This window comes from Mesorhizobium sp. M0870, from assembly GCF_040319775.1.
Taxonomy (GTDB): Bacteria; Pseudomonadota; Alphaproteobacteria; order Rhizobiales; family Rhizobiaceae; genus Mesorhizobium.
In genome coordinates this window covers 54,475-80,533 of record NZ_JAMYOI010000008.1, presented here as the reverse complement: position 1 = coordinate 80,533, position 26,059 = coordinate 54,475, and the positions used below count along the sequence as shown (strand labels likewise).

22 protein-coding genes are annotated in these 26,059 nt (G+C 63.1%); 10 read left to right on the top strand and 12 right to left on the bottom strand.

Features of this window, described 5'->3' with window-relative positions:
- Nucleotides 1–181: 181 nt before the first annotated feature.
- The 3 genes from NKH97_RS12115 (at nucleotide 182) to NKH97_RS12105 (ending at nucleotide 3,130) form a co-directional block, all read left to right on the top strand.
- On the top strand, nucleotides 182–979 hold the full coding sequence (locus NKH97_RS12115; RefSeq protein WP_352796958.1) for an ABC transporter substrate-binding protein: 798 nt from the start codon (nucleotides 182–184) through the stop codon (nucleotides 977–979).
- A gap of 154 nt (nucleotides 980–1,133) precedes the next feature.
- Complete coding sequence (locus NKH97_RS12110; RefSeq protein ID WP_126067529.1) at nucleotides 1,134–1,808, top strand: amino acid ABC transporter permease; 675 nt, start codon at nucleotides 1,134–1,136, stop codon at nucleotides 1,806–1,808.
- 47 nt (nucleotides 1,809–1,855) lie between these two features.
- A complete protein-coding gene (locus NKH97_RS12105) occupies nucleotides 1,856–3,130 on the top strand; it encodes a cysteine desulfurase-like protein (protein WP_352796954.1) in 1,275 nt (424 codons plus the stop codon).
- A 34-nt stretch (nucleotides 3,131–3,164) separates the two neighbouring features.
- Here the strand turns inward: NKH97_RS12105 and NKH97_RS12100 are convergent, their stop codons facing one another.
- From NKH97_RS12100 to NKH97_RS12080, 5 genes are all read right to left on the bottom strand, one after another.
- The gene (locus tag NKH97_RS12100; RefSeq protein WP_023811483.1) at nucleotides 3,165–3,995 is read right to left on the bottom strand and encodes a dipeptide ABC transporter ATP-binding protein; all 831 of its coding nucleotides are present in this window, start codon (nucleotides 3,993–3,995) and stop codon (nucleotides 3,165–3,167) included.
- Nucleotides 3,995–4,849: an ABC transporter ATP-binding protein gene (locus tag NKH97_RS12095; protein ID WP_023811484.1), complete on the bottom strand. Its 855-nt coding sequence runs from the start codon at nucleotides 4,847–4,849 to the stop codon at nucleotides 3,995–3,997. The genes NKH97_RS12100 and NKH97_RS12095 overlap by 1 nt, the downstream gene beginning before the upstream one ends.
- Before the next feature lie 2 nt (nucleotides 4,850–4,851).
- Nucleotides 4,852–5,706 (bottom strand): ABC transporter permease subunit, encoded by an 855-nt coding sequence (locus NKH97_RS12090; protein WP_224618710.1) that lies wholly within the window; start codon nucleotides 5,704–5,706, stop codon nucleotides 4,852–4,854.
- 70 nt (nucleotides 5,707–5,776) lie between these two features.
- Nucleotides 5,777–6,784, bottom strand: coding sequence for an ABC transporter permease subunit (locus NKH97_RS12085; RefSeq protein WP_352729068.1), 1,008 nt, complete (start codon nucleotides 6,782–6,784; stop codon nucleotides 5,777–5,779).
- A 47-nt stretch (nucleotides 6,785–6,831) separates the two neighbouring features.
- Complete coding sequence (locus NKH97_RS12080) at nucleotides 6,832–8,424, bottom strand: ABC transporter substrate-binding protein (protein WP_023811486.1); 1,593 nt, start codon at nucleotides 8,422–8,424, stop codon at nucleotides 6,832–6,834.
- Nucleotides 8,425–8,878: 454 nt separating this feature from the next.
- On the opposite strand from NKH97_RS12080, the gene NKH97_RS12075 reads away from it, so the two are divergent.
- Nucleotides 8,879–10,885: a long-chain fatty acid--CoA ligase gene (locus NKH97_RS12075; protein ID WP_352796948.1), complete on the top strand. Its 2,007-nt coding sequence runs from the start codon at nucleotides 8,879–8,881 to the stop codon at nucleotides 10,883–10,885.
- Nucleotides 10,882–11,610 (top strand): class I SAM-dependent methyltransferase, encoded by a 729-nt coding sequence (locus tag NKH97_RS12070; RefSeq protein WP_352751794.1) that lies wholly within the window; start codon nucleotides 10,882–10,884, stop codon nucleotides 11,608–11,610. Before NKH97_RS12075 ends, NKH97_RS12070 begins: the two co-directional genes overlap by 4 nt.
- Nucleotides 11,611–11,636: 26 nt before the next feature.
- On the opposite strand, the gene NKH97_RS12065 is transcribed toward NKH97_RS12070, so the two are convergent.
- Together NKH97_RS12065 and pgi are read right to left on the bottom strand one after the other, a co-directional pair.
- Nucleotides 11,637–12,359, bottom strand: a complete 723-nt coding sequence (locus tag NKH97_RS12065) for an HAD family hydrolase (RefSeq protein WP_128304850.1) — start codon at nucleotides 12,357–12,359, stop codon at nucleotides 11,637–11,639.
- Nucleotides 12,360–12,364: 5 nt separating this feature from the next.
- The gene (gene pgi / locus NKH97_RS12060; protein ID WP_502895826.1) at nucleotides 12,365–14,014 is read right to left on the bottom strand and encodes a glucose-6-phosphate isomerase; all 1,650 of its coding nucleotides are present in this window, start codon (nucleotides 14,012–14,014) and stop codon (nucleotides 12,365–12,367) included.
- A gap of 270 nt (nucleotides 14,015–14,284) precedes the next feature.
- Here pgi and pdxR point away from each other — a divergent pair, with 270 nt between their 5' ends.
- The 3 genes from pdxR to NKH97_RS12045 all read left to right on the top strand — a co-directional run bounded on the left by pdxR (nucleotide 14,285) and on the right by NKH97_RS12045 (nucleotide 18,851).
- Nucleotides 14,285–15,778, top strand: a complete 1,494-nt coding sequence (gene pdxR, locus NKH97_RS12055) for a MocR-like pyridoxine biosynthesis transcription factor PdxR (RefSeq protein ID WP_023811490.1) — start codon at nucleotides 14,285–14,287, stop codon at nucleotides 15,776–15,778.
- Nucleotides 15,779–15,967: 189 nt separating this feature from the next.
- Entirely contained in the window at nucleotides 15,968–17,557 is a 1,590-nt protein-coding gene (locus NKH97_RS12050) for a trimethylamine methyltransferase family protein (RefSeq protein ID WP_352439702.1), read from the top strand.
- 64 nt (nucleotides 17,558–17,621) lie between these two features.
- The gene (locus tag NKH97_RS12045; protein ID WP_023811492.1) at nucleotides 17,622–18,851 is read left to right on the top strand and encodes an aromatic ring-hydroxylating oxygenase subunit alpha; all 1,230 of its coding nucleotides are present in this window, start codon (nucleotides 17,622–17,624) and stop codon (nucleotides 18,849–18,851) included.
- 46 nt (nucleotides 18,852–18,897) lie between these two features.
- On the opposite strand, the gene NKH97_RS12040 is transcribed toward NKH97_RS12045, so the two are convergent.
- From NKH97_RS12040 to NKH97_RS12025, 4 genes are all read right to left on the bottom strand, one after another.
- The gene (locus NKH97_RS12040) at nucleotides 18,898–19,296 is read right to left on the bottom strand and encodes a hypothetical protein (RefSeq protein WP_023811493.1); all 399 of its coding nucleotides are present in this window, start codon (nucleotides 19,294–19,296) and stop codon (nucleotides 18,898–18,900) included.
- Nucleotides 19,297–19,359: 63 nt separating this feature from the next.
- Nucleotides 19,360–20,748 carry a chromate efflux transporter gene (gene chrA, locus NKH97_RS12035; RefSeq protein ID WP_352439703.1) on the bottom strand — a complete coding sequence of 463 codons (1,389 nt, stop codon included), beginning with the start codon at nucleotides 20,746–20,748 and terminating at the stop codon, nucleotides 19,360–19,362.
- The gene (locus NKH97_RS12030) at nucleotides 20,745–21,563 is read right to left on the bottom strand and encodes a chromate resistance protein ChrB domain-containing protein (RefSeq protein WP_127290063.1); all 819 of its coding nucleotides are present in this window, start codon (nucleotides 21,561–21,563) and stop codon (nucleotides 20,745–20,747) included. Before NKH97_RS12030 ends, chrA begins: the two co-directional genes overlap by 4 nt.
- Nucleotides 21,564–21,813: 250 nt before the next feature.
- Complete coding sequence (locus tag NKH97_RS12025; RefSeq protein WP_023811496.1) at nucleotides 21,814–23,619, bottom strand: IlvD/Edd family dehydratase; 1,806 nt, start codon at nucleotides 23,617–23,619, stop codon at nucleotides 21,814–21,816.
- 146 nt (nucleotides 23,620–23,765) lie between these two features.
- On the opposite strand from NKH97_RS12025, the gene NKH97_RS12020 reads away from it, so the two are divergent.
- Complete coding sequence (locus tag NKH97_RS12020) at nucleotides 23,766–24,215, top strand: SRPBCC family protein (RefSeq protein WP_023811497.1); 450 nt, start codon at nucleotides 23,766–23,768, stop codon at nucleotides 24,213–24,215.
- A gap of 15 nt (nucleotides 24,216–24,230) precedes the next feature.
- On the opposite strand, the gene NKH97_RS12015 is transcribed toward NKH97_RS12020, so the two are convergent.
- A complete protein-coding gene (locus NKH97_RS12015; protein WP_352439705.1) occupies nucleotides 24,231–25,412 on the bottom strand; it encodes an Mrp/NBP35 family ATP-binding protein in 1,182 nt (393 codons plus the stop codon).
- A 269-nt stretch (nucleotides 25,413–25,681) separates the two neighbouring features.
- Between NKH97_RS12015 and NKH97_RS12010 the strand changes: the two genes are divergently transcribed.
- Entirely contained in the window at nucleotides 25,682–26,059 is a 378-nt protein-coding gene (locus NKH97_RS12010) for a VOC family protein (RefSeq protein ID WP_352796937.1), read from the top strand.

Genomic DNA, 26,059 nt, shown 5'->3' with positions numbered 1-26,059 from the left:
GTCATCATCCAATGCGCGCCATGCCTTCGATGAAGTGCGCGCGCAGATCCGCGATCTGCAACACAAAACGTCGCCAACCATGACCGCATGGTCGCTGCCATGAATTGACGTCCTGCGTGAAGCGGGGCGGCAAAAAACCGTGCGGGAGCAACCCGCCCGATCAACAACAGAGGGAACACAAATGAGCTTCACGCGTCGCAAATTGCTTCTTCTTGCCGCCGCCGTCGGCATCGCCGCCGGCCCCGCCACCGCCTATGCCGCCGATGTGCTCAATGTCGGCGCCTACCCGACCAACCCGCCGTTCGAATACAAGAACGAGAGCGGCACCTTCGAAGGCTTTGAAGTCGACATCGTCAATGAAGCCGCCAAGCGCATCGGCATGACCACCGACATCGCCGATCTCGGCTTCCAGGCGCTGTTTGCCGCCACCACCTCGAAGCGCATCGACGTCGCTATCTCGTCGATCACCATCACGGCGGAGCGGCTGAAGTCGCAGTCGTTCACGCAGCCCTATTACGACTCCGACATGGGCATCGCCACCAATGCCGACAGCCCGATCAAGGCCGAGGCCGACCTCAAGGGCAAGATCGTCGGCGTGCTGTCCGGCTCGACCGGCGAAACCTGGGTCAAGGCGCATCAGGAAGCCGGCGGCTTCAGCGACGTGAAGGGTTACGACACGCAGCAGAACCTGCTGCTCGACCTCAGCGCCGGCCGCGTCGATGCGGCAGTCAGCGACATTCCGGGCATGGAATATTCCTTCACCAAAATGAAGGACCTGGTGGTCAAGGAGCGCATCAAGACCGGTGAGCAATACGGCCTGATGATGACCAAGGACCACCCGCTGCTCGGCAAGCTGAACGACGCGCTCAGCGCGATGAAGAAGGACGGCACGCTGGCCGCCATCCACAAGAAGTGGTTCGGCAGCGACGCGCCCACCGACTCTTCGACCATGAAGGAAATGCCGCTGCCGAAGGCCTGAGCTGAAAGCTGCGCTGACATCGTGCCGGCTTTCCAGGCCGGCACGATTCATTTCACGCTCTGGCGCCGGCTTCTGCCGCAGATCACCTCGCCGTCGGCGAGGCCAATTGATTTTAACGTGAGCACTCTTTGCTCTCGGGTTCGGGAACGCTCCCATGTCGCTGCTGGATACCTTCTTCAACCCCGATGTCATCATGTCCAGCCTGCCGGCGCTGTTGCGCGGCTTCCTGAACACGCTGCTGCTCGGCATCTTGAGCATCGGCATCGGCATCCCGATCGGCCTGGTGATCAGCCTGGTGAGGCTTTACGCGCCGAAGCCGCTGCGGTGGCTTGCGGTCGGCTACACCGACATCTTCCGCGCCCTGCCGGTGCTGGTCGTGCTGATCCTGATCTACTATGCGCTGCCCTTCCTCGGCATCCGCCTGTCGTCCTGGGCCTCCGCCGTGACGGCGTTCGCCTTCATCATGTCGGCCTACTCGGCCGAAGTGTTCCGCTCCGGCATCGAGAGCATTCCGCGCGGCCAGTTCGAGGCGTCGCAGGCGCTTGGCCTGCCTTTCCTCTTGACCTTGCGCAAGGTGGTGCTGCCGCAGGCGATCCGCGTCGTCATCCCGCCGATGACCAGCAACTGCGTCTCGATGTTCAAGGACACCTCGCTCGCCTCCACCGTGGCGCTGCCGGAACTCTTGAAGGAGGCGACCAACGCGCAGTCGCTCTACGCCAACCCCTCGCCGCTGATCGGCGCAGCGCTGGTCTATCTCATCTTCCTCTGGCCGATGGTCCGCCTCGTCAGCCTGCTTGAAGAGCGCTTCAAGACCGAAAAAAAGCGCTGACCTCCGCTACCTGATCCCCGCCCAAGTCCTTTTGCAGGAGCCTGCCCGTGAACAAGCATCAAACCGACAATGCAAACGCCACCGCGTTCCCCGTCGACGCCATCCGCGCCATGTTTCCAGCCTTGCAGCGGGCTGGCGACTTCATCTTTTTGGACAACGCCGCCGGCGCGCAGATCCCGCAAAGCGTGCTCGACGCGGTGACCAACCATCTGGTTTCGCACAATGTGCAGCGCGGCGGCCGCTATGGCCGCAGCGTCACCGTCGACCAGTCGGTCGCCGATGCTCGGACAAGCGTAGCGCTGCTCATCAACGCCTATAGCCCGGCGGAAATCTGCTTCGGCATGAACGCCACCTCGTTCATCCGCCTGATCAGCCTCGGTATCGGTCAGATGCTTCAGGAGCGTGACGAGATCGTCATCACCGACATGGACCACGACGCCAACATCGCGACCTGGCTGGCGCTGGAATCCGCCGGTGCGAAATTCAAATGGTGGCGGATGCGCGAGGACGGTAATCTGCATGTCGACGATCTGCGCCCGCTGGTTTCCGACCGCACCCGTCTCGTCGCCTGCACGGTCACCGCGCACTCGATCGGCTCGATCGTCGATGTCGCCGCGGTGGCCAAGATCGCGCACGCGGCCGGCGCCGAAGTGTTCCTCGACTGCGTGCATTACGGACCGCACGGGCTGATCGACGTGCAGGCCTGGGACTGCGACTATCTCGTCTGCTCCGGCTACAAGAATTTCTCGCCGCATATGGGCTTCCTCTGGGGTCGTTTCGAAACGCTGAAACGGCTGCCGACCTTCCGCGAGGATTTCATCCCCAACGAGCCGCCCTACAAGGTCGAGGCAGGCACGTTCATCTACGAGAACGTCTCCGGCATGGATGCCGCCGTGCAGTACCTGGAACTGATCGGCCGCAATCTCGCACCCTCCAACAACCGCTCGCGGCGCGACAACATCGTTGCCGGCATGGGCGCCATCCGCGACTACGAATTGGTGCTGGCGCGCGAGATGCTTGCGGTGCTGAAAGGTTGCGGCGCGACCATCTATGGCGTCGCAGACGAGGCCCGCATCACCGAACGCGTGCCGACGTTCTGCTTCAACATCGGCACACTGTCGCCGCAGCGGATCGTCGAAGAGATGGCCGAGATGCAGATCGGCATCCGCGACGGCCACATGTATGCGCCGCGGCTGATGAAGCGCCTCAACCTATCGATGGACAGCGGCGCCATCCGCGCCTCACTGGTCCACTACAACACAGTCGAGGAAGTCCGGCGCTTCGGCGAAGCGCTACGCAGCATCATCGCCAAGCTGTCTTGAGCGAGCTGAATTGCTACGGCCTGACGCCGCGGCGTCAGGCGGCTTTCTTCTTCGCTAGCCTCGCCTTGATCGAGGCGACGTCGGCGCGCGGGGTCGCCGCGAACAGCGTCCTGGTGTAGCTGTGCTTGGGGTCGGCGAAGACCTCGTCGCGCGAGCCGTATTCGACCGCTTCGCCGAAATACATCACCATCACATCGTCGGCGATGTAGCGCACTACGGACAGATCGTGGCTGATGAAGACATAGGTCAGCTGGAACTCGTCCTGCAGGTCGGCGAGCAGGTTGAGCACCTGTGCCTGCACGGAAAGATCGAGCGCCGAGACCGGCTCGTCCAGCACCAGCAGGCTTGGGTTGAGCATCAGCGCACGGGCAATGGCAATGCGCTGGCGCTGGCCGCCCGAGAACATGTGCGGGTAGCGGTTGTAGTGCTCGTGACCGAGGCCGACCTTCTTCAGCATCTTCATCGCCAGGTCGCGCCGCTCGGCCGCCGGCTTGTCGGTGTTGATCAGCAGGGGCTCGCCCAGCACGTCGCCGATCTTCTGGCGCGGATTGAGCGATCCATAGGGGTTCTGGAAGACGATCTGCACCTTGCGGCGCATCTCTTTGGTCAATCCGCCCTTGGCGATGTCGACCTTGTTGCCGTCGATGAACAGGTCGCCTGACGTCGCCGGATCGATCAGCGTGATGATGCGGGCGAGCGTGGACTTGCCGCAGCCGCTTTCGCCGACGATGGCCAGCGTCTTGCCCTTGTCGACCTTGAACGAGACGCCCTTGACCGCGTGCACTGTGCGCGGCCCGGTGAACAGGCCACCACCGATATGGTAGTCGCGGACGATGTTCTTGCCTTCGAGGACCGTGGTGCTCATCAGGCGGCTCCAACTGCCGAAGGCGCCGGCTCGAACATCATGTCGGAAACGGTAGGCAGCCGGTCGCCGACGGCGTTCTCCGGCAGCGCCGACAAAAGCGCCCGCGTGTAATTGCTCTTCGGCGATTCAAACAGCGACAGCACGTCGGCCTCTTCCATCTTGCGGCCCTTGTACTGGACGATGACACGGTCGGCGGTCTCGGCCACCACGCCCATATTGTGGGTGATCATGATCAGGCCCATACCGTATTTGGCCTGCAGCGAAACCAGCAGATCGAGGATCTGCTTCTGGATGGTGACGTCGAGCGCCGTCGTCGGCTCGTCGGCGATCAGCAGCTTCGGATTGCAGGCGATGGCGATGGCGATCATGACGCGCTGGCATTGGCCGCCCGACATCTGGTGCGGAAACGAGCTAAGCCGTTCTTCCGGATCGGCGATGCCGACCAGCTTCATCAACTCGATGGCCCGCGCGCGCCGCTGAGCGCGATCCATACCCATATGGAAGCGCAGCACCTCCTCGATCTGGAAGCCGACGGTGAAGCACGGATTGAGGCTGGCGATCGGCTCCTGGAAGATCATCGAGATGTCCTTGCCGACGATCTTGCGGCGTTCGGACGGGCTGAGCTTCAGGAGATCGACGCCGTCGAAGGCCATGCGGTCTGCCTTGACGGTTGCGGTGTTGGGCAACAGGCCCATTACCGCGAGCATCGCCACCGACTTGCCGGAACCGGACTCGCCGACGATCGCCAGCACTTCGCGCGGCTCGATCGAGAGGTCGATGCCTTGCACGGCCATGAACGGTCCGGCCGCGGTGTCGAAGGAAACGGTGAGGTTCTTGATCTCGAGCAGAGGCATGCTCACGACCTCTTCAGCTTGGGGTCGAGCGCGTCGCGCAGGCCGTCGCCGATCAGGTTGATGGCGAAGACGGTGATCAGGATGGCGAGACCCGGGAAAGTAACCACCCACCAGGCACGCAGGATGAACTCGCGCGCTTCGGCCAGCATCGTTCCCCATTCCGGCGTCGGCGGCTGCGCGCCCATGCCGAGGAAGCCAAGGGCGGCTGCCTCGAGAATGGCGTTGGAGAAGGACAGCGTCGCCTGCACGATCAGCGGCGCGATGCAGTTGGGCAGGATGGTGACCAGCATCAGCCTGAGATGGCTGGCCCCGGCGACCTTGGCCGAGACGACATATTCGCGGGTCTTCTCGGCCATCACGGCGGCGCGGGTGAGCCGGGCGAAATGCGGCTGCAGCACGAAGGCGATGGCGATCATGGCGTTGACGAGGCCAGGGCCAAGCACCGCGACCAGCACCAGGGCCAGCAGCAGCGACGGGAAGGCCAGAATGATGTCCATGATGCGCATGATCAGCGTGTCGACCCAGCCTCGGCAGTAGCCGGCGAGCAGGCCGAGAATGACGCCTGAAATCAGCGCTGACGTGACGACGACGAAGCCGATGGCGAGCGAGAACCGCGAGCCGTAGATCAGGCGCGACAGCATATCGCGGCCGACAGCGTCGGTGCCGAGCAGGAACTGCGCGTTGCCGCCCTCCTGCCAGGCCGGCGGCGTCAGGAAGAAGTCGCGGAACTGATCGTCCGGCGAATGCGGCGCCAGCAACGGCGCGAAGATGGCGATCAGGATCAGCAGCGCAAAGACGAAGAGCCCGATCACCGCGCCCTTGTTGACGGAGAAGTAGTGCCAGAACTCGCCGAACATCTGCAGCCTGGCATCCTGTGGCTTGACGACGGTGGCGGCTTCGATGGTGGCTGGGCCTTCGTTGCTCATGTCAGTTGGCCCGGATGCGTGGGTTGATGACGGCGTAGAGCACGTCGACGATGAGGTTGACCGACATGACGATCAGCGCGATCAAAAGCAACCCGCCCTGCACGGTGAAATAGTCGCGCTTGGAAATGGCGTCGATCATCCATTTGCCGATGCCGGGCCAGGAGAAGATGCTCTCGGTCAGGATGGCGCCGGTCAAAAGCGTGCCGACCTGCAGACCGATGGTGGTGACGACCGGGATCAGCGCGTTGCGAAAGGCATGCAGCCCGATGACGCGGCGCGGCGCCAGGCCCTTGGCGCGCGCGGTCCGCACATAGTCCTCACCCAGCACTTCGAGCATCGCCGAGCGCGTCTGCCTGGCGATGACTGCGAGCGGGATAGTGCCGAGCACAATCGTGGGCAGGACGAGGTGCGACAGTGCCGAGCGGAACGCGCCCTTCTGCCCCGAGATCAGCGAATCGATGGTCATGAAGCCGGTCACCGGCTTGAAGAAATAGAGAAGGTCGATGCGGCCGGAAACCGGCGTCCAGTGCAGCGTGCCGGAGAACACGATGATCAGCAGCAGACCCCACCAGAAGATCGGCATGGAATAGCCCGCCAGCGCCGTGCCCATGGTCAGCTGATCGAACCAGGAGCCGCGGCGGATGGCGGCGAAGATGCCGGCGGCGACACCCAGGACAACGGCAAAGATCATGGCGAAGATGGCGAGTTCGACCGTTGCCGGGAAGCGCACCAGGAAATCCCTGAGCACCGGCGTCTTGGTGGAAAACGAGGTGCCGAAATCACCGCCGAGGATGTTCGTCAGATAGGTCAGGTATTGTTGCCATATCGGCAGGTCGAAACCGAACTGGTGCATGAGCGCCGAGTGACGTTCGGGCGACAGGCCGCGTTCGCCCGCAAGCACCAGCACCGGATCACCGGGCAGGATGCGCACGAAGCCAAAGGCGAGGATGGTTATCCCGATGAAGGTCGGGATGATGAGGGCGAGCTTGCCGAGGATATAACGCAGCATGGCGGGCGAGTGGGGGCGTCACATGGTGGCGCCCCCGTTTCGCAACCTTATTCGGCGATATCGACGCCGTCGAAGCGGTGGATACCGAGCGGATCCATCGCAAAGCCGGTGACGGTCTTCTGCATCGGCATGAACACCTTGGAGTGAGCGAGCGTCGCCCAGGGTGCCTGTTCCTTGAAGATGACCTGTGCCTGTTCATAGAGCTTGGTGCGCTCGGCCTGGTCCGAAACGGTCTTGGCCTTGTTGATGAGCGCATCGAAGTCCTTGTTGCACCATTCCGCGCGGTTGTTCGAACCGACGGAAGCGCAGCTCAGGAGCACGCCGAGGAAGTTGTCCGGATCGCCATTGTCGCCGGTCCAGCCGACGATGACAGCGCCGTCGTGATCGACCGCGGAAGCGCGCTTGAGGTATTCACCCCAATCGTAGCTGACGATCTCGACGGTGACGCCGACCTTGGCGAAATCCGCCTGGATCAGTTCGGCGGTACGGCGCGCATTCGGCATGTAGGGGCGCGACACCGGCATGGCCCAGACGTTCATCTTGAGGTCCTTGACGCCGGCTTCTTCAAGCAGCTTCTTGGCTGCATCCGGATCGTAAGGATCGTCCTTCACTTCCTTGTTGTAGGACCACATGGTCGGCGGGATCGGATTGATCGCCACCTGGCCGGCGCCCTGGAAGACGGCATCGATGATGGCCTTCTTGTTGATGGCCATGTTGAGCGCCTTGCGGACGCGCACGTCGTCGAACGGCTTCTGCTGGGTGTTGTACATCAGCGCGCCGACATTGAGGCCTTCCTGCTCCTCGACCTTCAGGTTCGCATCGGCCTGCAGGCCGGCGATGTCGGCCGGTGCCGGGTACGACATGATGTTGCATTCGCCGGCCTTGAGCTTCTGCGCGCGCACCGCCGGATCGGTGGTGATGGCGAAGACCAGATCGTCGATCTTCTGCTTGCCGCCCCAATAGTCCGGGTTGGCCTTGTAGCGGATGGCGGCGTCGGTCTGGTAGTCGACGAAGATGAACGGGCCGGTGCCGATCGGCTTCTGGTTGAACAGCTCAGGCGTCTTGTCGGCCTGCAGCTTGTCGGCATATTCCTTGGAGACGACCGAGGCGAAATCCATGCCCAGCGTCGGAATGAAGGTGATCGCCGGCTCCTTGAGGGTGAACTTCACCGTCAGGTCATCGACCTTCTCGACCTTGGTAATGTTGTCGCCGAACTGGTCATTGTAATACTGGTAGGCAATGCCCGGAATGTACTGGAACCAGGGGCCGTTCTTGTCGACCTGGCGTTCGAACGAGAACACCACGTCGTCGGCGTTGAAGTCGCGCGTCGGGGTGAAATAGTCGGTTGCGGCGAACTTGACGCCCTTGCGCAGCTTGAAGACATATTCCTTGCCATCGTCGGAGATCGTCCAGCTCTCGGCCAGGCCCGGCGAGGTCGTCGTCTTGCCGTGATCGAATTCGACAAGGCGGTTGAAGACGGTGCGCGATGACGCGTCGAACGTCTGGCCTGCGGTATACGGCGCCGGATCGAAACCTTCCGGCGAAGCTTCCGCGCAGTAGACCAGAGTTTTCGCATTGGCCATGCCGCTCAGGACGCTTGCAGCCAGCAACGCGGCTGCAAAAGTCAGCTTCTTATTCATTGAGCACTCCCTGATGTTCTTCCAAGCCCCTCTATCAGGCTCGCGAAGCGCGCATATAAGCACCGTTTTTCCGGCTTTGGAACACCCCGTTTGCTTACCCCGCGGGAAGCAGGAAAAAAATCCGCTATTTTGCCAAATTGCAGAAAAAATTAGCAGTTTCTTCCATTCACGAGATTATTAACAACCGAATTTTTTTATTGATCGCCAAGCTGACGATATAAATGTTCCCGGCGCTTCCGAGCGGCCGAGGGATACGCCAGGACACCGCCTGGGAGCGCTGGCGGCGGCAAAGACTTTCGACGGCAAATCTTTCGCCATGTTGCCGCAAGGGCAAGACTTGCACGGTCACCAACGGAGGCAATACATAGGGTGTAGCGGCCGCAGCGGAGGGCGTCCTTGTCAATTCAGGGGCGAGCGCGGCGCGGATGAACAAGACTTGTCCAGGGAGGAACGGTTGGCAAAAGCATCAAGGACGACGGCGCCGGTGAAAGCGGGAGCCAAGGCGCCGTCGAAAGCAGCCGGTACTGCCAAGCCGAAAGCACCCGTTTCCAAAGCCGCCACGCCGAAGGCGGCCGCGGCGCCCGTAAGGGCAAGCACAAGGCCAGTGGTGAAAGCCCCGGCCAAGGCTGCGGCCGGAAAGACGGCGTCGGGAAATAAAGCGGGGGCGGCAAAGCCCGCTGCCAGGCCGGCGTCGAAAGCCGCCGCGGCGATGAAGACCCCACCGGCGGCAAGGCCGGCCGACGCCACCGCCAACCGATTGCCGAAAACGCTGACGGCGCTGGCCGCCGGCTTGCCGGAAAAGCCGTGGCTCAAGAGCTATCCGAAAAACGTGCAGGCCGAGATCGGCGCCCTGCCCTACAGCTCGATCGGCGATTTCCTCGTCGCCGCCTGCAAGCAGTTTTCCGCGCAGCCGGCCTTCACCTGCATGGACAAGTCCATCAGCTACACCGATGTCGAGCGGCTGTCGGCGGCCTTCGGCGCCTACCTGCAATCGAAGGGCCTGCAGAAAGGCGCGCGCGTCGCGCTGATGATGCCGAACGTGCTGCAATATCCGGTGGCGATGATGGCGATCTTGCGAGCGGGTTATGTGGTGGTGAACATCAATCCGCTCTACACGCCGCGCGAACTCGAACACCAGTTGAAGGATTCCGGTGCGCAAGCCATCGTCATCCTGGAAAACTTCGCCAACACCTTGCAGGCGGTGATCGCCAGGACCGCGGTCAAGCATGTGGTGGTCGCCGCGATGGGCGACATGCTTGGCGGCCTGAAGGGCACGATCGTCAATTTCGTCGTGCGCCGCGTGAAGAAGATGGTGCCGGCATGGTCCTTGCCCGGCCATGTCAAGTTCAATGCCGCCATGAAGGCCGGCGCCGGCATGGGCTTCAAGCCGGCCAAGGTGGAAGCCGACGATGTCGCCTTCCTGCAATATACGGGCGGCACCACGGGCGTGTCGAAGGGCGCCACACTGCTGCACAGAAACGTGCTCGCCAACGTCGCGCAGAACGCGCAGTGGATGGAGGACGCCTACACGATCAAGCCGAAACCGGCGCACCCCAACTTTATCTGCGCGCTGCCGCTCTATCATATTTTCGCGCTGACCGTGAACGCGCTGATGGGCATGCAGCAAGGCGCCCGCAATGTGCTCATTCCCAATCCGCGCGACATTCCCGGCTTCGTCAAGGAATTGCAGAAATATCCGGTGCACATCTTTCCCGGCCTCAACACGCTGTTCAACGCGCTGCTCAACAATGAGGATTTCCGCAAGCTCGACTTCAAGCCGCTGGTGCTGACGCTGGGCGGCGGCATGGCGGTGCAGAAGGGCGTCGCCGAACGCTGGAAGACGCTGACTGGTTGTTCGGTCACCGAAGGCTACGGCCTCTCGGAAACCTCGCCGGTGGCCACCGCCAACAAGTTCACCGCCGGCGACTTCACCGGCACCATCGGCTTGCCGCTGCCCTCGACCGAGATCGCCATCCGCGACGACGACGGCAACAATTTGCCGCTCGGCGAGGTCGGCGAGGTCTGCATCCGAGGACCGCAAGTGATGGCGGGCTACTGGAACCGGCCCGATGAGACCGCCAAGGTGATGACCAAGGATGGCTACTTCAAATCCGGCGACATGGGCTTCATGGACGAGCGCGGCTACACCAAGATCGTCGACCGCAAGAAGGACATGATCCTGGTTTCGGGCTTCAATGTCTATCCGAACGAGCTCGAGGAAGTCGTGGCGATGCATCCGGGCGTGCTCGAAGTGGCGGCGGTCGGCGTGCCGGACGAGCATTCGGGCGAGGTGCCGAAACTGTTCGTGGTCAAGAAGGATCCGGCGCTGACCGCGGAGACGCTCACCGCCTTCTGCCGCGAGAACCTGACCGGCTACAAGCGGCCCAAATACATAGAATTCAGGACCGAGTTGCCGAAGACGCCGGTCGGCAAGATCCTGCGGCGAGCACTGCGCGAATGATTGCAGCCGGCGGCGCGGATGCCGTAAATGCACCTTGCCGTCCTGACCCGGCAGAATTCATCAGAACGAACATGCGCCTCGCCCCGGTGCCGTCGGTGCCTGAGATCCAGCTTTATACACCGCATCCGGCCAGTGGCCTGAGACGGCTCATAGATCCGCACCAAAGCGCTGGCGACGATGACGACACGATCGAGGCGGACAACGATGGACCCGAGCCGCAGCCGCCTTACTGGGCTTATGTGTGGGCCGGCGGCGCGGTGATTGCGCGCCACATACTGGATCATCCGCAAACGGTAGCCGGCCGCCGCGTGCTCGACCTCGGCGCCGGTTCGGGTCTTGTCGGCATTGCCGCCGCCAAGGCTGGGGCACGCGAAGTCATCGCCGCAGAGATCGACCGCAACGGCGTTGCCGCGCTCGCTCTAAACGCGGCGGCCAACGGTGTCGCCATCACCGTGATCGGAGACGACATCACCAGGGGTCCGCCGCCGGCCGTCGACCTCGTGCTTGCAGGCGATGTCTTCTACAGCCAAGGCGTCGCCGACCGCGTCATGCCTTTTTTCGAACGCTGCCTGAATGCCGGCATCGAGGTCCTGGTCGGCGATCCTAGCCGCGCCTATCTGCCACGATCACGGCTGCGCCTGCTCGCCGAACATAAGGTGCCGGATTTCGGCCAGGCGAAAGACAGCGCGCTGCAGCCAAGCGGCGTCTTTCGCTTCGAAGGCTGACGAGGCGGCCGCGTCTACCGACGGGATCAGATCGTCTCCTTGACCCGCGCCGAGAGAAAATCCGGCAGATCGGCAACGGAATCCAGGATGGCGTCGGCAATGCCGGCCAGCGATTCGCGGGTTCCGGTGCCGGAGAGCACGCCGACCGCCAGCCCGCAGCCGCCGGCACGCGCCATTTCGAGGTCGTGGCGGTTGTCGCCGACCATGGCGATTTCCGCCGGCCTGAGGCCGGTGAGATCGCTGAAGGCCAGGATCGTGTCGGGCGCCGGCTTCGGATTGGCCACCGCGTCGTAGCCATAGGCCGCGTCGAACAATTGGGCGACGCCGAGCGTGACAAGCGTCTTTTCCGCGCCGCTGGTCGAATCGTTGGTGGCGACGCCAAGCCGGTAGGACTTCCTGTGCAGTGCCGTCAGCGTGTCGACGATGCCCGGCAGCGCCACGGCCATCGCCGAGCCTTGCACCGAGGTGATCTCGTTGAAGCGGGCGACCGCCAGCATCTGATCCTCGTTGGAGAGGCGCGGAAACCACAATTCGACGACGTCGAGATTGGTGCCGGAGGCAAATATCGAGTCAGGCTTAAAGCGCTTGTTGGCGAAATCGAAGCCGGCGGCGGCCAGCAGCCTGTCGGCTTTCCAGCGATCGCCTTCGGACGCATCCATGGCCATGAAGTCGGCAACGCCGAGCCAGGTGGCGTTGAAGTCGACAAGCGTGCCGTCCTTGTCGAACAATATTCCCTTGATGTCTGCCAAGCTTTTCACTCCGAGCCACGCAAATGGTGGATGAATCCCACAAGGCCTGCGGTCGATGCGTCCCGCTTGGCGGCACTTTCCTTGCCCTCTACGACAGGCAGAAGGCCGGTGGCCAGTTCCTTGCCGAGTTCGACGCCCCACTGGTCGAAGGAGTTGATGTTGAACAGCGTGCCCTCGACGAAGACGCGGTGCTCGTAGAGCGCGATCAGCCGGCCGAAGGTGCGCGGGTCGAGTTTGCGGTAAAGGATGGTCACCGAGGGGCGATTGCCGGAGAAGACGCGGTGCGGGGCTATCTTGTCGACCTCGGCCGGCTTCATGCCCTTGGCCAGCATCTGGGCGCGGGCTTCGTCCAGCGTGCGGCCCTTCATCAGCGCTTCCGACTGCGCCAGGCAGTTGGCGAGCAGCAGATCGTGCTGGTGCTTGAGATCGGGCTCGTGGCCGACGGCCGCGGCGAGGAACTCGACCGGGATGAAATCGGTGCCTTGGTGCAGCAGCTGGAAGAAGGCATGCTGGCCGTTGGTGCCGGGTTCGCCCCAGACAAGCGGTCCGGTCGGCGTCGTTGCCGCCGTGCCTTCGAGGGTGACGCTCTTGCCGTTCGATTCCATGTCGAGCTGCTGCAGATAGGCGGGCAATCTGGACAGGCGCTGGTCGTAAGGGATGACGGCGCGCGCCGGGTAACCGCAGATGACGCGATGCCACCAGCCGACCAGCCCCAGCAGCGCCGGCAGGTTCTCCTGCACCGGTGCGGTACGGAAATGCTCGTCCATCTCATGCGCGCCATCGAGGAAGGCGCGAAAATTCCGCGGGCCGACAGCGATCATCACCGGCAGGCCGATGGCGCCCCAGAGCGAATAGCGGCCGCCGACCCAATCCCAGAAGCCGAAGACGCGATCGGGCGCGATGCCGAACTTGGCGACCAGATCGAGCGCAGTGGACACGGCGGCGAAGTGCTTGCCGACCGCTTCCTTGCCGAGCGCCTTCTGCACCCAGTCGCGCGCCGTCTGCGCATTGGTCATCGTCTCGACGGTGGTGAAGGTCTTGGAAGCGATGATGAAAAGCGTGGTCTCGGCGGACAGCCCCTTCAGCGTGTCGTGGATATGGGCGCCGTCGATGTTGGAAACGTAATGCGCGCGCGGCCCGTCATGATAGGGCGCCAGCGCCAGCGTCGCCATGGCCGGGCCGAGATCGGAACCGCCGATGCCGATGTTGACGATGTCGGTGATCTTCTTGCCGGTGGCGCCGGCCGCCTTGCCGGAGCGCACGGCATCGGCAAAGGCGCCCATGGCGTCGAGCACGGCGATGACGTCAGCCTTGACATCCTGGCCATCGACGGTGACGCCCTTGCCGGTCAGGTTGCGCAGCGCCGTGTGCAGCACGGCACGGTCCTCGGTGACGTTGATCTTCTTGCCGGCGAACATGGCGGCGCGACGAGCTTCGAGATCGGCGGCCAGGGCGAGCTTTTCCAGCAGTTCCATGGCGGTCGCATCGACCGCGCATTTCGACCAGTCGAGCAGCAGATCGCCATCGGTGGCGGAGAATTCCACGAACCGCTTGGGATCGGCGGCGAAGGCCTGGCGCATGCTGGCGGGCGCTGCAGCGCGGTGATCGCGCAAGGCGGCGAGCTGTTTTTGAAAGGACGATTGATCCACTGCCAAACTCCGAGACCTCGAGCCATCATTACGGACCGGATGTTTCCGGCGCGTGTCGTCGCGACAATCTATCGGGCCGAACTCCACCCGTTTCAATGCGCAGCGATGACGCACAGAGTCACGCAACTATGCCGCGGCGCAGCATCAAAATGGCGTGAAGGATCACTGGCATAAATCCCAACGATCAGAAAAATTGATTGGCGCAACCCCTTGTGCCACGGTTACGTTCGGCTGGTCCAGCCAAGCGAAAAAGGCTGGCCATCGAGGAAATCTCCCATGCCACAGCGAAACGACACGGCGATATGGTCCGGCCTGTTCCGGATTTCGGCTGAATCCGGCCAAACCCTGCAAGCGCAGATCCGCCAAGCCATCGTGGCCGCCATTCTGGACCGCCAGATCGCCGCTTCGATGCCGCTTCCTTCCTGCCGGATCCTGGCCGAAAAACTTGGCGTGGCGCGCGGAACCGTGGTGCTGGCGTTCCAGCAGCTCGTCGACCAGGGTTTCCTGGTGGCGCGCGAGCGGCGTGGACATTTCGTCAATCCCGATGTGCTGGCGACACCGGCCAAGCCGCACCAGAAGGCGCCCGACCAGGCCAACGAGATCGACTGGAAGGCACGCCGCAAGATCTTCGCCAGCGACATGCCGCCGCCGGCCAAGCACGAGAACTGGATCAAGTCGTCCTACCCCTTCGTCTACGGCCAGTTCGATCCGGCGCTGTTCCCTACCGCCGAATGGCGCGAGTGCAACCGCATGGCGCTGGCGGTGTTGGAAATCCGCAACTGGGCGTCCGACATGGTCGACCGTGACGATCCGCTGCTGATCGAGCAGATCCAGGCGCGGCTCCTGCCCCGGCGCGGCATCTTCGCCAATCCCGACGAGATCATCGTCACGTTGGGCGCCCAGAACGCGCTCTACATGCTGGCGACGCTGCTGATGTCCAAAGGCTCCAAGGTGGCGATGGAGGACCCCGGCTACCCCGACGCCCGCTCGATCTTCCGCCTTGCGGGCGCGGAGATACAGCCGGTGCCGGTCGACCAGTCCGGCATCGTAACCGCTTCTATTCCCAATGATTCCGGCTTCGTCTTCGTCACGCCCAGCCATCATTGCCCGACCATGGTGCCGTTGTCGGCTGAGCGGCGGCAGGATCTTCTGGCGCGAGCCAACCGCTACAACCAGATCATCATCGAGGATGGCTATGACAGCCAGCTTCTCGACGAGGCACCGCAGCAAGCGCTGAAGAGCCTCGATCGCTCCGGCCGCGTGGTCTATGTCGGCTCGATGTCCAAGACGCTGGCTCCCGGCCTGCGGCTCGGCTACATCGTGGCGTCCGCGGGACTGATCGCGGAACTCAGGGCGCTGCGCCGCTTCATGCTGCGTCATCCGCCGGCGAACAACCAGCGCGCCGTCGCGCTGTTCCTGTCGCTCGGCCACCACGAGGCGCTGGTGCGGCGGCTGTCGTCGGCCTTCGACGAACGGCGCAAGCGGCTGGTCCATGCGATTTCCGCCTTCCTGCCGGAATGGCGCTCGACCGATTCGGCCGGCGGCACGTCGCTGTGGCTCGAAGGGCCGCGCGGCACCGATTCGCGCGGGCTGGCCGAGGCAGCGGCCTCGCGCAGCGTCATCATCGAGCCAGGCGACCGTTTCTTCGATCGCACTGAAAAGCCTTCGCGTTTCATGCGGCTGGGCATCTCGTCGATCGCACTGCAGCACATCGAGCCAGGCATTCGCGAACTGGCCACGGCCGCCGGACGCAGACCCGCAGCCGCCTGATCCATCGTTGATCTCTCGTGACCGGAGCCGCTCGCAGCGGCTCCGGTATTTTAGTTCTGGCACATGGAACTGGGCCAGCTGGCCCATAGGATGGGCCAGTGCCGGCGGCATAGTCGGCGTCAGGGGAAGAAGCAGGCCGATGGTGGACCAACCGCCACGAGTTCCTGCCGACGAAGGTGGAGTGCTTCCATGCCAGTGGCTGTCGAACAGCAGGACACGCCGGCGAACCGTCGTCCACAACGCTCCGGTCTTCGCGAAACAGGACATGCCATGCGATCATCTCCCCTAGTGGAGGATACCAGACCACAGCACAAGGCCATCGAGGGCGGCGGCTACGGGCCGCTGCGCGGGGATGACCGCGAGCGTATCCACGAAGGCGTGCTGACGCTTCTGGAGACAGTGGGTTTCGCCAACGCCATTCCTTCCTGCATAAAGGTACTGACCAAGGTGGGGGCGGTCCATGGCGACGATGGCCGGGTCCGCTTTCCGCGCGCGCTCGTGCTCGACACCATCAAGCGGGCGGCACGACATTTCACACTTCATGGCCAGGCCCCCAGGCACGACATGGTGGTCCAGGGCAAGCGCGTGCACTACGGCACGGCAGGCATCGCCGTGCACCTGGTGGATATCGAAAAGCGCGAGTACCGCGAGTCCAAGCTGCAGGATATTTATGATGCCGCCCGCATCGTCGATGGGCTGGACAACATCCATTTCTTCCAGCGGCCGATGGTGGCGCGCGACATCGCCGATCCGCTCGAGATGGATTTCAACACGCTTTATGCCTGTGTGATGGGAACATCGAAGCACGTCGGAACATCCTTCACCGTGCGTGAGAACGTGAAGCCTGCGCTTGAAATGCTGTACGCCATCGCCGGCGGCGAGGAGAATTTCCGCGCCCGGCCATTCGTTTCCAACTCCAACTCATTCGTCGTGCCGCCGATGAAATTCGCCGAGGATGCCTGCGGCGTGCTTGAGGCCTGCGTTGAAGGCGGCATCCCGATCCTGCTGCTGTCGACCGGCCAGTCCGGCACCACGGCACCCGCGGCGATGGCCGGCGCCGTCGTGCAGGCGGTGGCCGAAGTGCTGGCCGGCCTGGTCTATGTCAACGCGCTCAAGCCCGGCCATCCGGCGATCTTCGGCGCCTGGCCGTTCATGTCGGACCTGCGCACCGGCGCCATGGCGGGCGGGTCGGCCGAGCAGTCGGTGGCAACGGCGGCCTGTGCCCAGATGGCGCAATTCTACGACCTGCCCGGCGGCTCCGCCGCCGGCATGACTGATTCGAAATTGCCCGATATTCAGTCCGGCTACGAAAAAGGCATCACCAATGTGATGGCCGGCCTCTCCGGCCTCAACCTCGTCTACGAGGCGGCCGGCATGCATGCCTCGCTGCTCGGCTTCTGCCTGGAGAGCCTGGTCATCGACAACGACATGCTCGGTCATTGCCTGGGCTGCGCGCGTGGCATCGACGTGACCGACGAGGCCCTGTCGATCGACAGCATCGCCGAGGTCTGCCTCAAGGGTCCGGGCCACTATCTCGACAACGAACAAACGCTCAAGCTGATGCAGACCGAGCACTTCTATCCCGCCCTCGGCGATCGTTCCTCGCCGAAGGAATGGAACGAAAAGGGCCGGCCTGATATATTGCTGCGTGCGATCACCGAGAAGAAACGCATTCTTGCCGAACGATTTCCGCGCCATGTGCCAAAACAGGTCGACGACAGATTGCGTGCCCGTTTCGGCAACCTGATCCACCTGCCGCGCACGCAAATGGGCGGCTGACCGGAGACGAGTTCGTGCAGCCATGCAGCCACCACCCAGGATCAACCATCGGGCAGAACGACAAATGAGTGTGCATCCTATCCAGCAAGCCCACACAGACGGCGACGCGATCGATCGGCTGGTGGCATCTCATCGGCCAGGTCACGGCCTGGTGCGTGCCTTCTATCATGACCAGGCAATCTTCGAGCGCGACATGGAACGTGTCTTTCGCCGCCACTGGCACTGCCTGGCCCATGCCAGCGTCATCGCGAACCCGGGCGATTTCGAGCTGTTCAAACTGGGCGACGAGGCGGTCATCCTGACACGCGGCATGGATGGCACCGTGCATGCCATGCTCAATGTCTGCCGCCACCGCGGCGCCGAGGTCTGCACCAAGGAAAAGGGCAACGCGAAGATGTTCGTGTGCCCCTACCACGCCTGGAGCTATTCCAATGACGGCTCATTGCGCGCTGCCCGCCTGATGCCGAAGGATTTCGACCGCTCGGCGCACGGGCTGAAGAAGCTTCATGTCCGCGTCGCCTCCGGGCTGGTCTTCATTTCCTTCGCCGAGACGCCGCTCGATTTCGATCCGATCGAACAGTCGCTGCGCACGAGTTGCGGCCAATATGGCTGGGGCGACGCCAAGGTGGCGTATCGTCAGTCCTATCCGCTCGACGCCAACTGGAAGCTCGCCGTCGAGAACTATGTCGAATGCTACCATTGCGGACCGGCGCATCCGGAATATTCGCAGACGCATGCGCTGGAAAAACCGGCCGAGATGATCGAGCAGCTCAATGCGGCGATGGAGCAGCGCACCTGCGCGCTCGGCATCGAGATCGGCAGCGCCAACCGCTGGCAGAACTCGGCGGCCGGTCAGGAAGCAATCGACACCTTCCGCTACGCGCTCTATGACGGCGTTTCGAGCGGCAGCCAGGACGGCTCTCCGGTGGCCCCGCTGATGGGCCGCTTCACCGACTATGACGGTGGCGTCACTTCCATCCATCTCGGCGGCACGACCTTTCTCGTCTGCTATCCCGATCACGGCATGATCTACCGATTCATCCCGAAAACGGCTGGTACATGCGAGATGGAACTGATCTGGCTGGTGCGCGGCGACGCGGTCGAGGGTCAGGATTACGATCTGGAGAAGCTGACCTGGCTATGGAAGGTCACCACCGACGAAGACAAGAAGATCATCGAGCACACCGCGCGCGGCGTGCGCTCGCACTATTTCGTGCCCGGACCTATCGCGCCGATGGAATACAACGAACTGCGCTACATCGGCTGGTATCTCGAGGAGATCAGCCGGGCCTGAACGGTTCGGCTGCCTTAGGAGGATCAGGCAGATCTTGCCTTTCGCGTCATTCCGCGCTGAGCCCGTATCGGTCGACGACTTCGGGGTTGATGAGCTTGGCATGCAGTGTCATCAGCACGATCTGCGCGTCGAGGCTGTCGCCGGTTTCAAGCGCCGCCTCGATGCGGCGCTCGGCTTCCAGCGTCCGCTGATGGCCATTGGCTTGCTCGAAGGTTTCGGGACCCGCGATGCAATAGCTGCATAATTGTGCCACCGACGCATAGGTACCCCGTGGCGGCTCGTCGGGCCAGCGATCCTTCATGAGATTGACCAGGGTAAGCTTCACGCCCTCCGGCACAAGGGCTGGATGCAGATCCGCGCCGCGCAATGCATCGTCGAGCTGCCTCAAGTCGCCCGAGCGGCCGAACATTCCGAGGAAGCCGAGGGAAGAGCGCCGTCCGGCCATGATGTTTCCTTCCGTTCCAGCCCACTTAGGTGGTGGGCAAGCGAATTACAAAGGCGGTGCTATCTAACCAGCCGCCGCCAGCAAGACCCCTGCAAGGGCGGATAGCGCGAGTGTCGGCAGCATGCCGATCTTCAGCTTCAGGATGGCGATCATGGCGGCACCCGAAAGCAAGGCCGCACGCCAGTCGATCGACGAAAGCACCGGCACATTCATGCCAAGACCCGTCGCATGCACCTCACGGAAGATGACGTGCAAGCCAAACCATAGGGCCAGATTCATAATCACCCCGACAATTGCGGCGGTGATCGCGCCCAGTGCGGCCGACAGTGCCTTGTTGCCGCGCAACGCCTCGATGTAGGGCGCCCCGAGGAATATCCAGAAAAAGCAGGGCGTGAACGTCACCCACAGGGTGAGCAACGCCCCCAGCGATCCGGCAAGCAACGGGTCCAGCGAGCCGGAGTGGCGGAACGCGGCGATGAAGCCGACGAACTGCAGCACCAGGATGAGCGGCCCCGGCGTCGTTTCGGCAAGCCCAAGGCCATCAACCATTTCACCAGGGGCCAGCCAGCCGAAGGACTGGACGGCTGCCTGCGCGACATAGGCAAGCACCGCATAGGCGCCACCGAAGGTGACGACAGCCATGAGACTGAAGAACCGGCCTATCTCGGTCCAGACGCTTGCAGAGCCGGTGAACCACCAGATCAAAAGAACAGGCCCGAGCCAGAGCGGCAGCCAGATGGCGACGGTGCGCGGCGCATGCCATTTGGTCGGTTTGACATGGGCGAGTTCGCCGCGTTCGAACATCAGGTCGACCGCTCCCTTGAAGTCGGCAACATCGTCCTTGCCATGGGCCGAGCCGGAAAACAGGCCGGGAGCAATGCGATCCCCCAGCCATCCCGTCAGGCCGGCGAACAAGACGATGAGCGGAAACGGCACATTCAACGCATAGATGGCGATGAACGCCGCGACCGCGATCGACACCATGACCCGGTTCTTGAGGGCGCGCCGTCCGATCCGGATCACCGCCTCGATGACGATGGCAAGCACCGCCGCCTTCACCCCGAAAAACAGCGCCGCGACGAGTGGCATGTCGCCGTAGAGCATGTAAAGGCTGCTCAAGACGAGCATGACCAGCGCGCCCGGCACGACGAACAGGATGCCGGCGACAAGGCCGCCGATCGTCCTGTGCAGCAGCCAGCCGACATAGATGGCGAGTTGCTGGGCTTCCGGGCCAGGCAGCAACATGCAGTAGTTCAACGCGTGCAGGAAGCGCTGTTCACCGATCCAGCGCCGGTCCTCGACCAGCTCCTTGTGCATCAGCGCGATCTGCCCGGCAGGTCCGCCGAAGCTGAGCAATCCGATCCTCGCCCAGACCTTCGTGGCTTCCGCGAAGGTCGGCGCAGCCGGCGGCTCGACGGCCACCGCCTTGTTGTCGGGGACAAGAATGGTCATGACGGCTTACCCGCAGCGGGCCAGTTGTGCGTTTCTTCGGTGGCGTCGCGACACCAGCGGAAGAACGCGTCGTAGAGCAGCATGCCTGCTTCCAGTTGTTCCAGATCGTCGCGGTACATACGCGACAGACCCAGCGAGGCAGCCAGAAAACCGGCCGCCTGGGGCACCAAGTCGAGGCTTGCGGTGTCGGCCGCGCGCACGATTACGGCGAGGCGATCGAGCGCCTCGGATTCCAACCCGAACTCCTCGATCATCGTGTCGAAGGTGCAGCGTTCGCCACGATGGCTCCAGAACACATTGTCGATGTCGAACGGCACGGCCTGAAAGCGGTCGGCAACAGCCAATACTTCAGCGGGCTCGACAAACAGGAACACCGCGTCGGGGTCGAGGAAACGCCGGATCAGCCATGGGCAAGCGATGCGGTCGACCTTCGGGCGCGATCGCGTCACCCAGACGGTGGCGCCCTTTTCATTGCGCGGCGGCATTTTGGCGGTGCGGACCAGAAGTCCCCCGGCATCGCGCCAGGCCTCAAACCCGCTTTCAAGGGATTCGGCTGATATCCCCTCATGGCGCAGCCATGCAACGACGCCTTGCGAGAGCTTTTGCCCCTTCTGGCATACGACGGCCACCGGCTTGCCGGCGAATGCGGCCGCCCAGGTCGAAACGGTTTTGAAATCGCGCCGGCACGAAGCCGGCAACAGGCGCGGGTCGGCGTCGAAATCGTCATCGATGCGAACATCGATAATGACAGGCGCGCCCGGCAGACCGATGAGCCGGGACAGTTGCGATACAGTGATAGCGGTTGTTGACGGCATGGCGTCCACCTCCTGGAAGAGAAGCTTGGACGCGAACGTTGGGCTGACGCCTCACGGGGTCGTCGCGATGCACCCCTTGTCATGATGGTGGATTTGTTGGGCGCGCTTGTCAAGGACGGTGACCGTTCTCGACCTACCCGGCAACACGCTGACCGGAAAACCGACGGCGGCTTGATTTGATCAAGCCGCCATCCGTCGATCCAGAATCAATGATTGTCCCCGGAGCAATCAGTGATTGTCCCCGGAGCAATCAGTGATTGTCTCTGGGGACACCGCTGGTGTGCGCGACATCCTGGTATTTCACCGCCGGCTTCAGCACCATTCCCTCCGAGAACTGCGCGACCATGCCGCGCTGGATCTCCTGCCAGGGCGTCTGGTGCTTGGGATAGTGGAAGCCGCCATTGTTCTGCAACTCGGCGCGGCGCCGGGTGATCTCGTCGTCGGTGACGAGGATGTCGGCCGTGCCCTTGCGCAAGTCGATGCGGACCCGGTCGCCCGTCTTGAGCAGCGCCAGTCCGCCGCCGATCGCGGCTTCCGGCGAGGCGTTGAGGATCGACGGCGAACCCGACGTGCCCGACTGGCGGCCGTCACCGATGCAAGCGAGCGCGTGGATGCCCTTCTTGATGAGATAGGCCGGCGGCTGCATGTTGACGACCTCGGCACCGCCGGGATAGCCGACCGGGCCGGCGCCGCGCATGAACAGGATGGTGTGTTCGTCGATGCCTTGCGCCGGGTCGTCGATGCGGGCGTGGTAATCCTCCGGCCCATCGAAAACCATGGCGTTGCCTTCGAAAGCCTCGGGATCCTTGGGGTTGGAGAGATAGCGTTCGCGGAATTCCGGCGAGATGCCGCTGGTCTTCATGATCGCCGAATCGAACAGATTGCCCCGAAGATTGATGAAGCCGGCATTGGCCTTCAGCGGCTTGGCGACAGAGCGGATGACGTCGGGATTTTCGTTGGCGACGCCCTCGCTATTCTCACCGATCGACTTGCCGTTGACGGTGCGCGCGCCGGGATGCGGCAACAGCCCGCCCTTCATCAGTTCGGCGATGACCGCCGGCACGCCGCCGGCATGGTGGTAGTCCTCGCCAAGGTATTCGCCCGTCGGCTGCAAATTGACCAGTAGCGGCACATTGAGGCCGACCGTCTGCCAGTCGTCATTGTCGAGCTTGACTCCGAGGTGGCGCGCGATGGCGTTGAGATGGATCGGCGCGTTGGTCGAGCCGCCAATGGCCGAATTGACGACGATAGCGTTCTCGAAAGCTTCTCTCGTCATGATGTCGGACGGCTTCAGATCCTCATGCACCATCTCGACGATGCGCTTTCCGGTCTCATAGGAAATCTGGCCGCGCTCGCGGTAGGGCGCGGGAATCGCGGCCGAGCCCGGCAACTGCATGCCAAGCGCTTCGGCCAGCGAGTTCATCGTGGTGGCGGTGCCCATGGTGTTGCAATAACCGGTGGACGGCGCCGACGAGGCGACGATGTCCATGAACTCGTCATAATCGATCTCGCCGGCCGACAGGCGCTGGCGCGATTCCCAGACGATGGTGCCGGAGCCGGTGCGCTTGCCCTTGTGCCAGCCATTGAGCATCGGCCCGACCGACAGCGCGATCGCCGGGATGTTGACGGTGGCCGCCGCCATCAGCAGCGCCGGCGTCGTCTTGTCGCAACCGATGGTGAGCACGACGCCATCGAGCGGATAGCCGTAGAGCACTTCGACAAGGCTGAGATAGGCAAGGTTGCGGTCAAGTGCCGCGGTGGGGCGCTTGCCGGTCTCCTGGATCGGATGGCAGGGGAATTCGAAAGGAATGCCGCCCATCGAGACGATGCCTTCGCGCACACGCTTGGCGAGTTCGATATGGTGACGGTTGCAAGGCGACAGATCCGAGCCGGTCTGTGCGATGCCGATCAGCGGCTTGCCGGACATCAGTTCGGCGCGCGTCAGGCCGTAATTGAGATAGCGCTCGAGATAGAGCGCCGTCATGCCCGGATTGTCGGGATTGTCGAACCACTCCTGCGAGCGAAATTTTTTCTTGTGGGTGGGGGCGCCTGCCATCATGGTCTCCGTATTTGTAAGACAAATCGATATGGCAACGCGCGGGAGCAGGCAAGAGGGCGTGCGGTCGCAACCGGACTTTGGTGCGATAGACACGCACCAAGCCGTGCGTTACGGGTTCCGACAGTCTTGTCCGGGAGGTTTTCATGGCTTTGGTGATCGAAGGCGAGGAGCGCATTGCCGCACCGCTGCAAAAAGTGTGGGAAGCGCTGAACGATCCCGAGGTCTTGAAGGCGACCATTCCCGGCTGCCAGAGCCTGGAGATGAAGTCGCCGACCGAGATGGCGGCAACCGTGGTGGTGAAGATCGGACCGATCAAGGCGACATTCAACGGCGAAGTGACGCTGAAGAACCTGAAGCCGCCGCACTCCTACACCATCCAGGGCGAAGGCAAGGGCGGCATTGCCGGCTTCGCCAAGGGTGGCGCCGACGTGACGCTGACGGCAGATGGACCTGACGCCACGGTATTGAACTACGCGGCCAAGGCCGATGTCGGCGGCAAGATCGCCCAGCTCGGCAGCCGCCTGATCGAATCGACCTCGAAGAAACTGGCCGGACAGTTTTTTTCGTCGTTCGGCGAAAAGGTCGGCGGCTGAGCCCTCAAGCGGGCATCACTCGAACACAATACTCGGCACCGCCGCTGCCGCCGCGCCACGCTCTTCATTGACCCGGTCCCAGACCTTCGAAGCGATGTCGCGATAGATTTTCGCCTCGGCGCCGTCGGGCTTCGAGACGACAACCGGCGTGCCGGCATCCGAGCTTTCGCGAATGCCCATCTCGAGCGGCACTTCGCCAAGGAAGGTGACGCCGAGACGCTCGGCCTCGCGGCGCGCGCCGCCATGACCGAAGATATCGTAGCGCTTGCCGGTGTCCGGGGCGATGAAATAGCTCATGTTCTCGACGATGCCGAGCAACGGCACGTCGACCTTCTTGAACATGTTGAGGCCTTTTCGCGCGTCGATCAGGGCCAGATCCTGGGGCGTCGAGACGATGACAGCGCCGGCCAGCGGCACCTGCTGGGCCATGGTCAGTTGCGCGTCGCCGGTACCGGGCGGCATGTCGACGACGAGCACGTCGAGACGGCCCCATTCGACCTCGCGCAGCATCTGCGTCAGCGCCGACATCACCATCGGGCCGCGCCAGATCATCGGCGTTTCCTCGTCGACGAGGAAACCCATCGACATCACCTTCAGGCCGTAATTCTCCATCGGTTTCAAGATCTTGCCGTCGACGGTCTGCGGCCGTCCGTGGATGTTGAGCAGCCTGGGCATGGACGGTCCGTAGATGTCGGCATCCAGCACGCCGACGCGCAGGCCGTTGGCGGCGAGGCCGAGCGCGATATTGACGGCAGTGGTCGACTTGCCGACGCCGCCCTTGCCGGACGCAACCGCGATGATTGCCTCGATACCGGGCACGCCACGCTTGCCCGAACTGTGCGAGGCGGGCGCGTGCGGAGCCGCACGCGGCGCGGCGGCAGCGGGCGCAGCCGGCGGAACGGGCCTCGGTGCGGGGCGCGACGGAACCGGCGCCTCCATGCCGCCGCCCTTCTTTTCGGCCGTCAGCGCGACGACCGCGCCGGCGATCCCGGGGATTGCCTTGACGACACGCTCGGCGGCGGCGCGCAGCGGCTCCATTTCCTGGGCACGAGCGGCGGGAACGGTAATCGAGAAGAAGACCTTCCCGTCGGCGATGAAAATCTCCGAAACCATGCCGAGGTCGACGATGTTGCCGGTGAAATCCGGCCCGTTGACCGTCTTCAGACGCTCGGTGACAATTTCCTTGGTGACGGACATGGCAGTTTTTCCTTACGCAGCTTGCGCCTGAGATGCAGCTTGCACCTGAGATAATGCAGTTTCCGGACAGAACCAAGCCGTGGAGCAATGGCTGTCTTGGCGTGCCTGAAAAAGCGGCGGGTCCTGTCGGATTTCATCCGCTCCAAACGTCTTCCAGATAATCGAGCGCCGATGCGGCCAACAATCAGGTCAAGCGACAGTCGTCAAACGATCGCGGCGACCTATTTCGGTGACCAGCACGCGACCGACAATCAGAGAAGGAGGCGATCATGCTCGCAAACAGCAACGCAACGGCAAATCTGGCGGTAAGCGACCTGGCAAAGGCCAAGGCTTTCTACGAGGGAACGCTTGGCCTGCAACAGGTGCACGATGAGGGCGGCGAACTGATCGTCTACAAAAGTGGCGATACCACCCTCAACGTCTATCATTCCCAATTTGCCGGAACCAACAAGGCGACAGCGGTGACCTGGATGGTTGGCGACGAGATCGGCAACATCGTCAAGGCGCTGAAGTCGAAGGGCGTCGCCTTCGAGCACTATCAGATGCCGGGCTTGACGCTGGAGGGCGATATCCACGTCGGTTACGGAATGAAGGTCGCCTGGTTCAAGGATCCAGACGGCAACATCCTGAACCTTGTGGACAGGTAG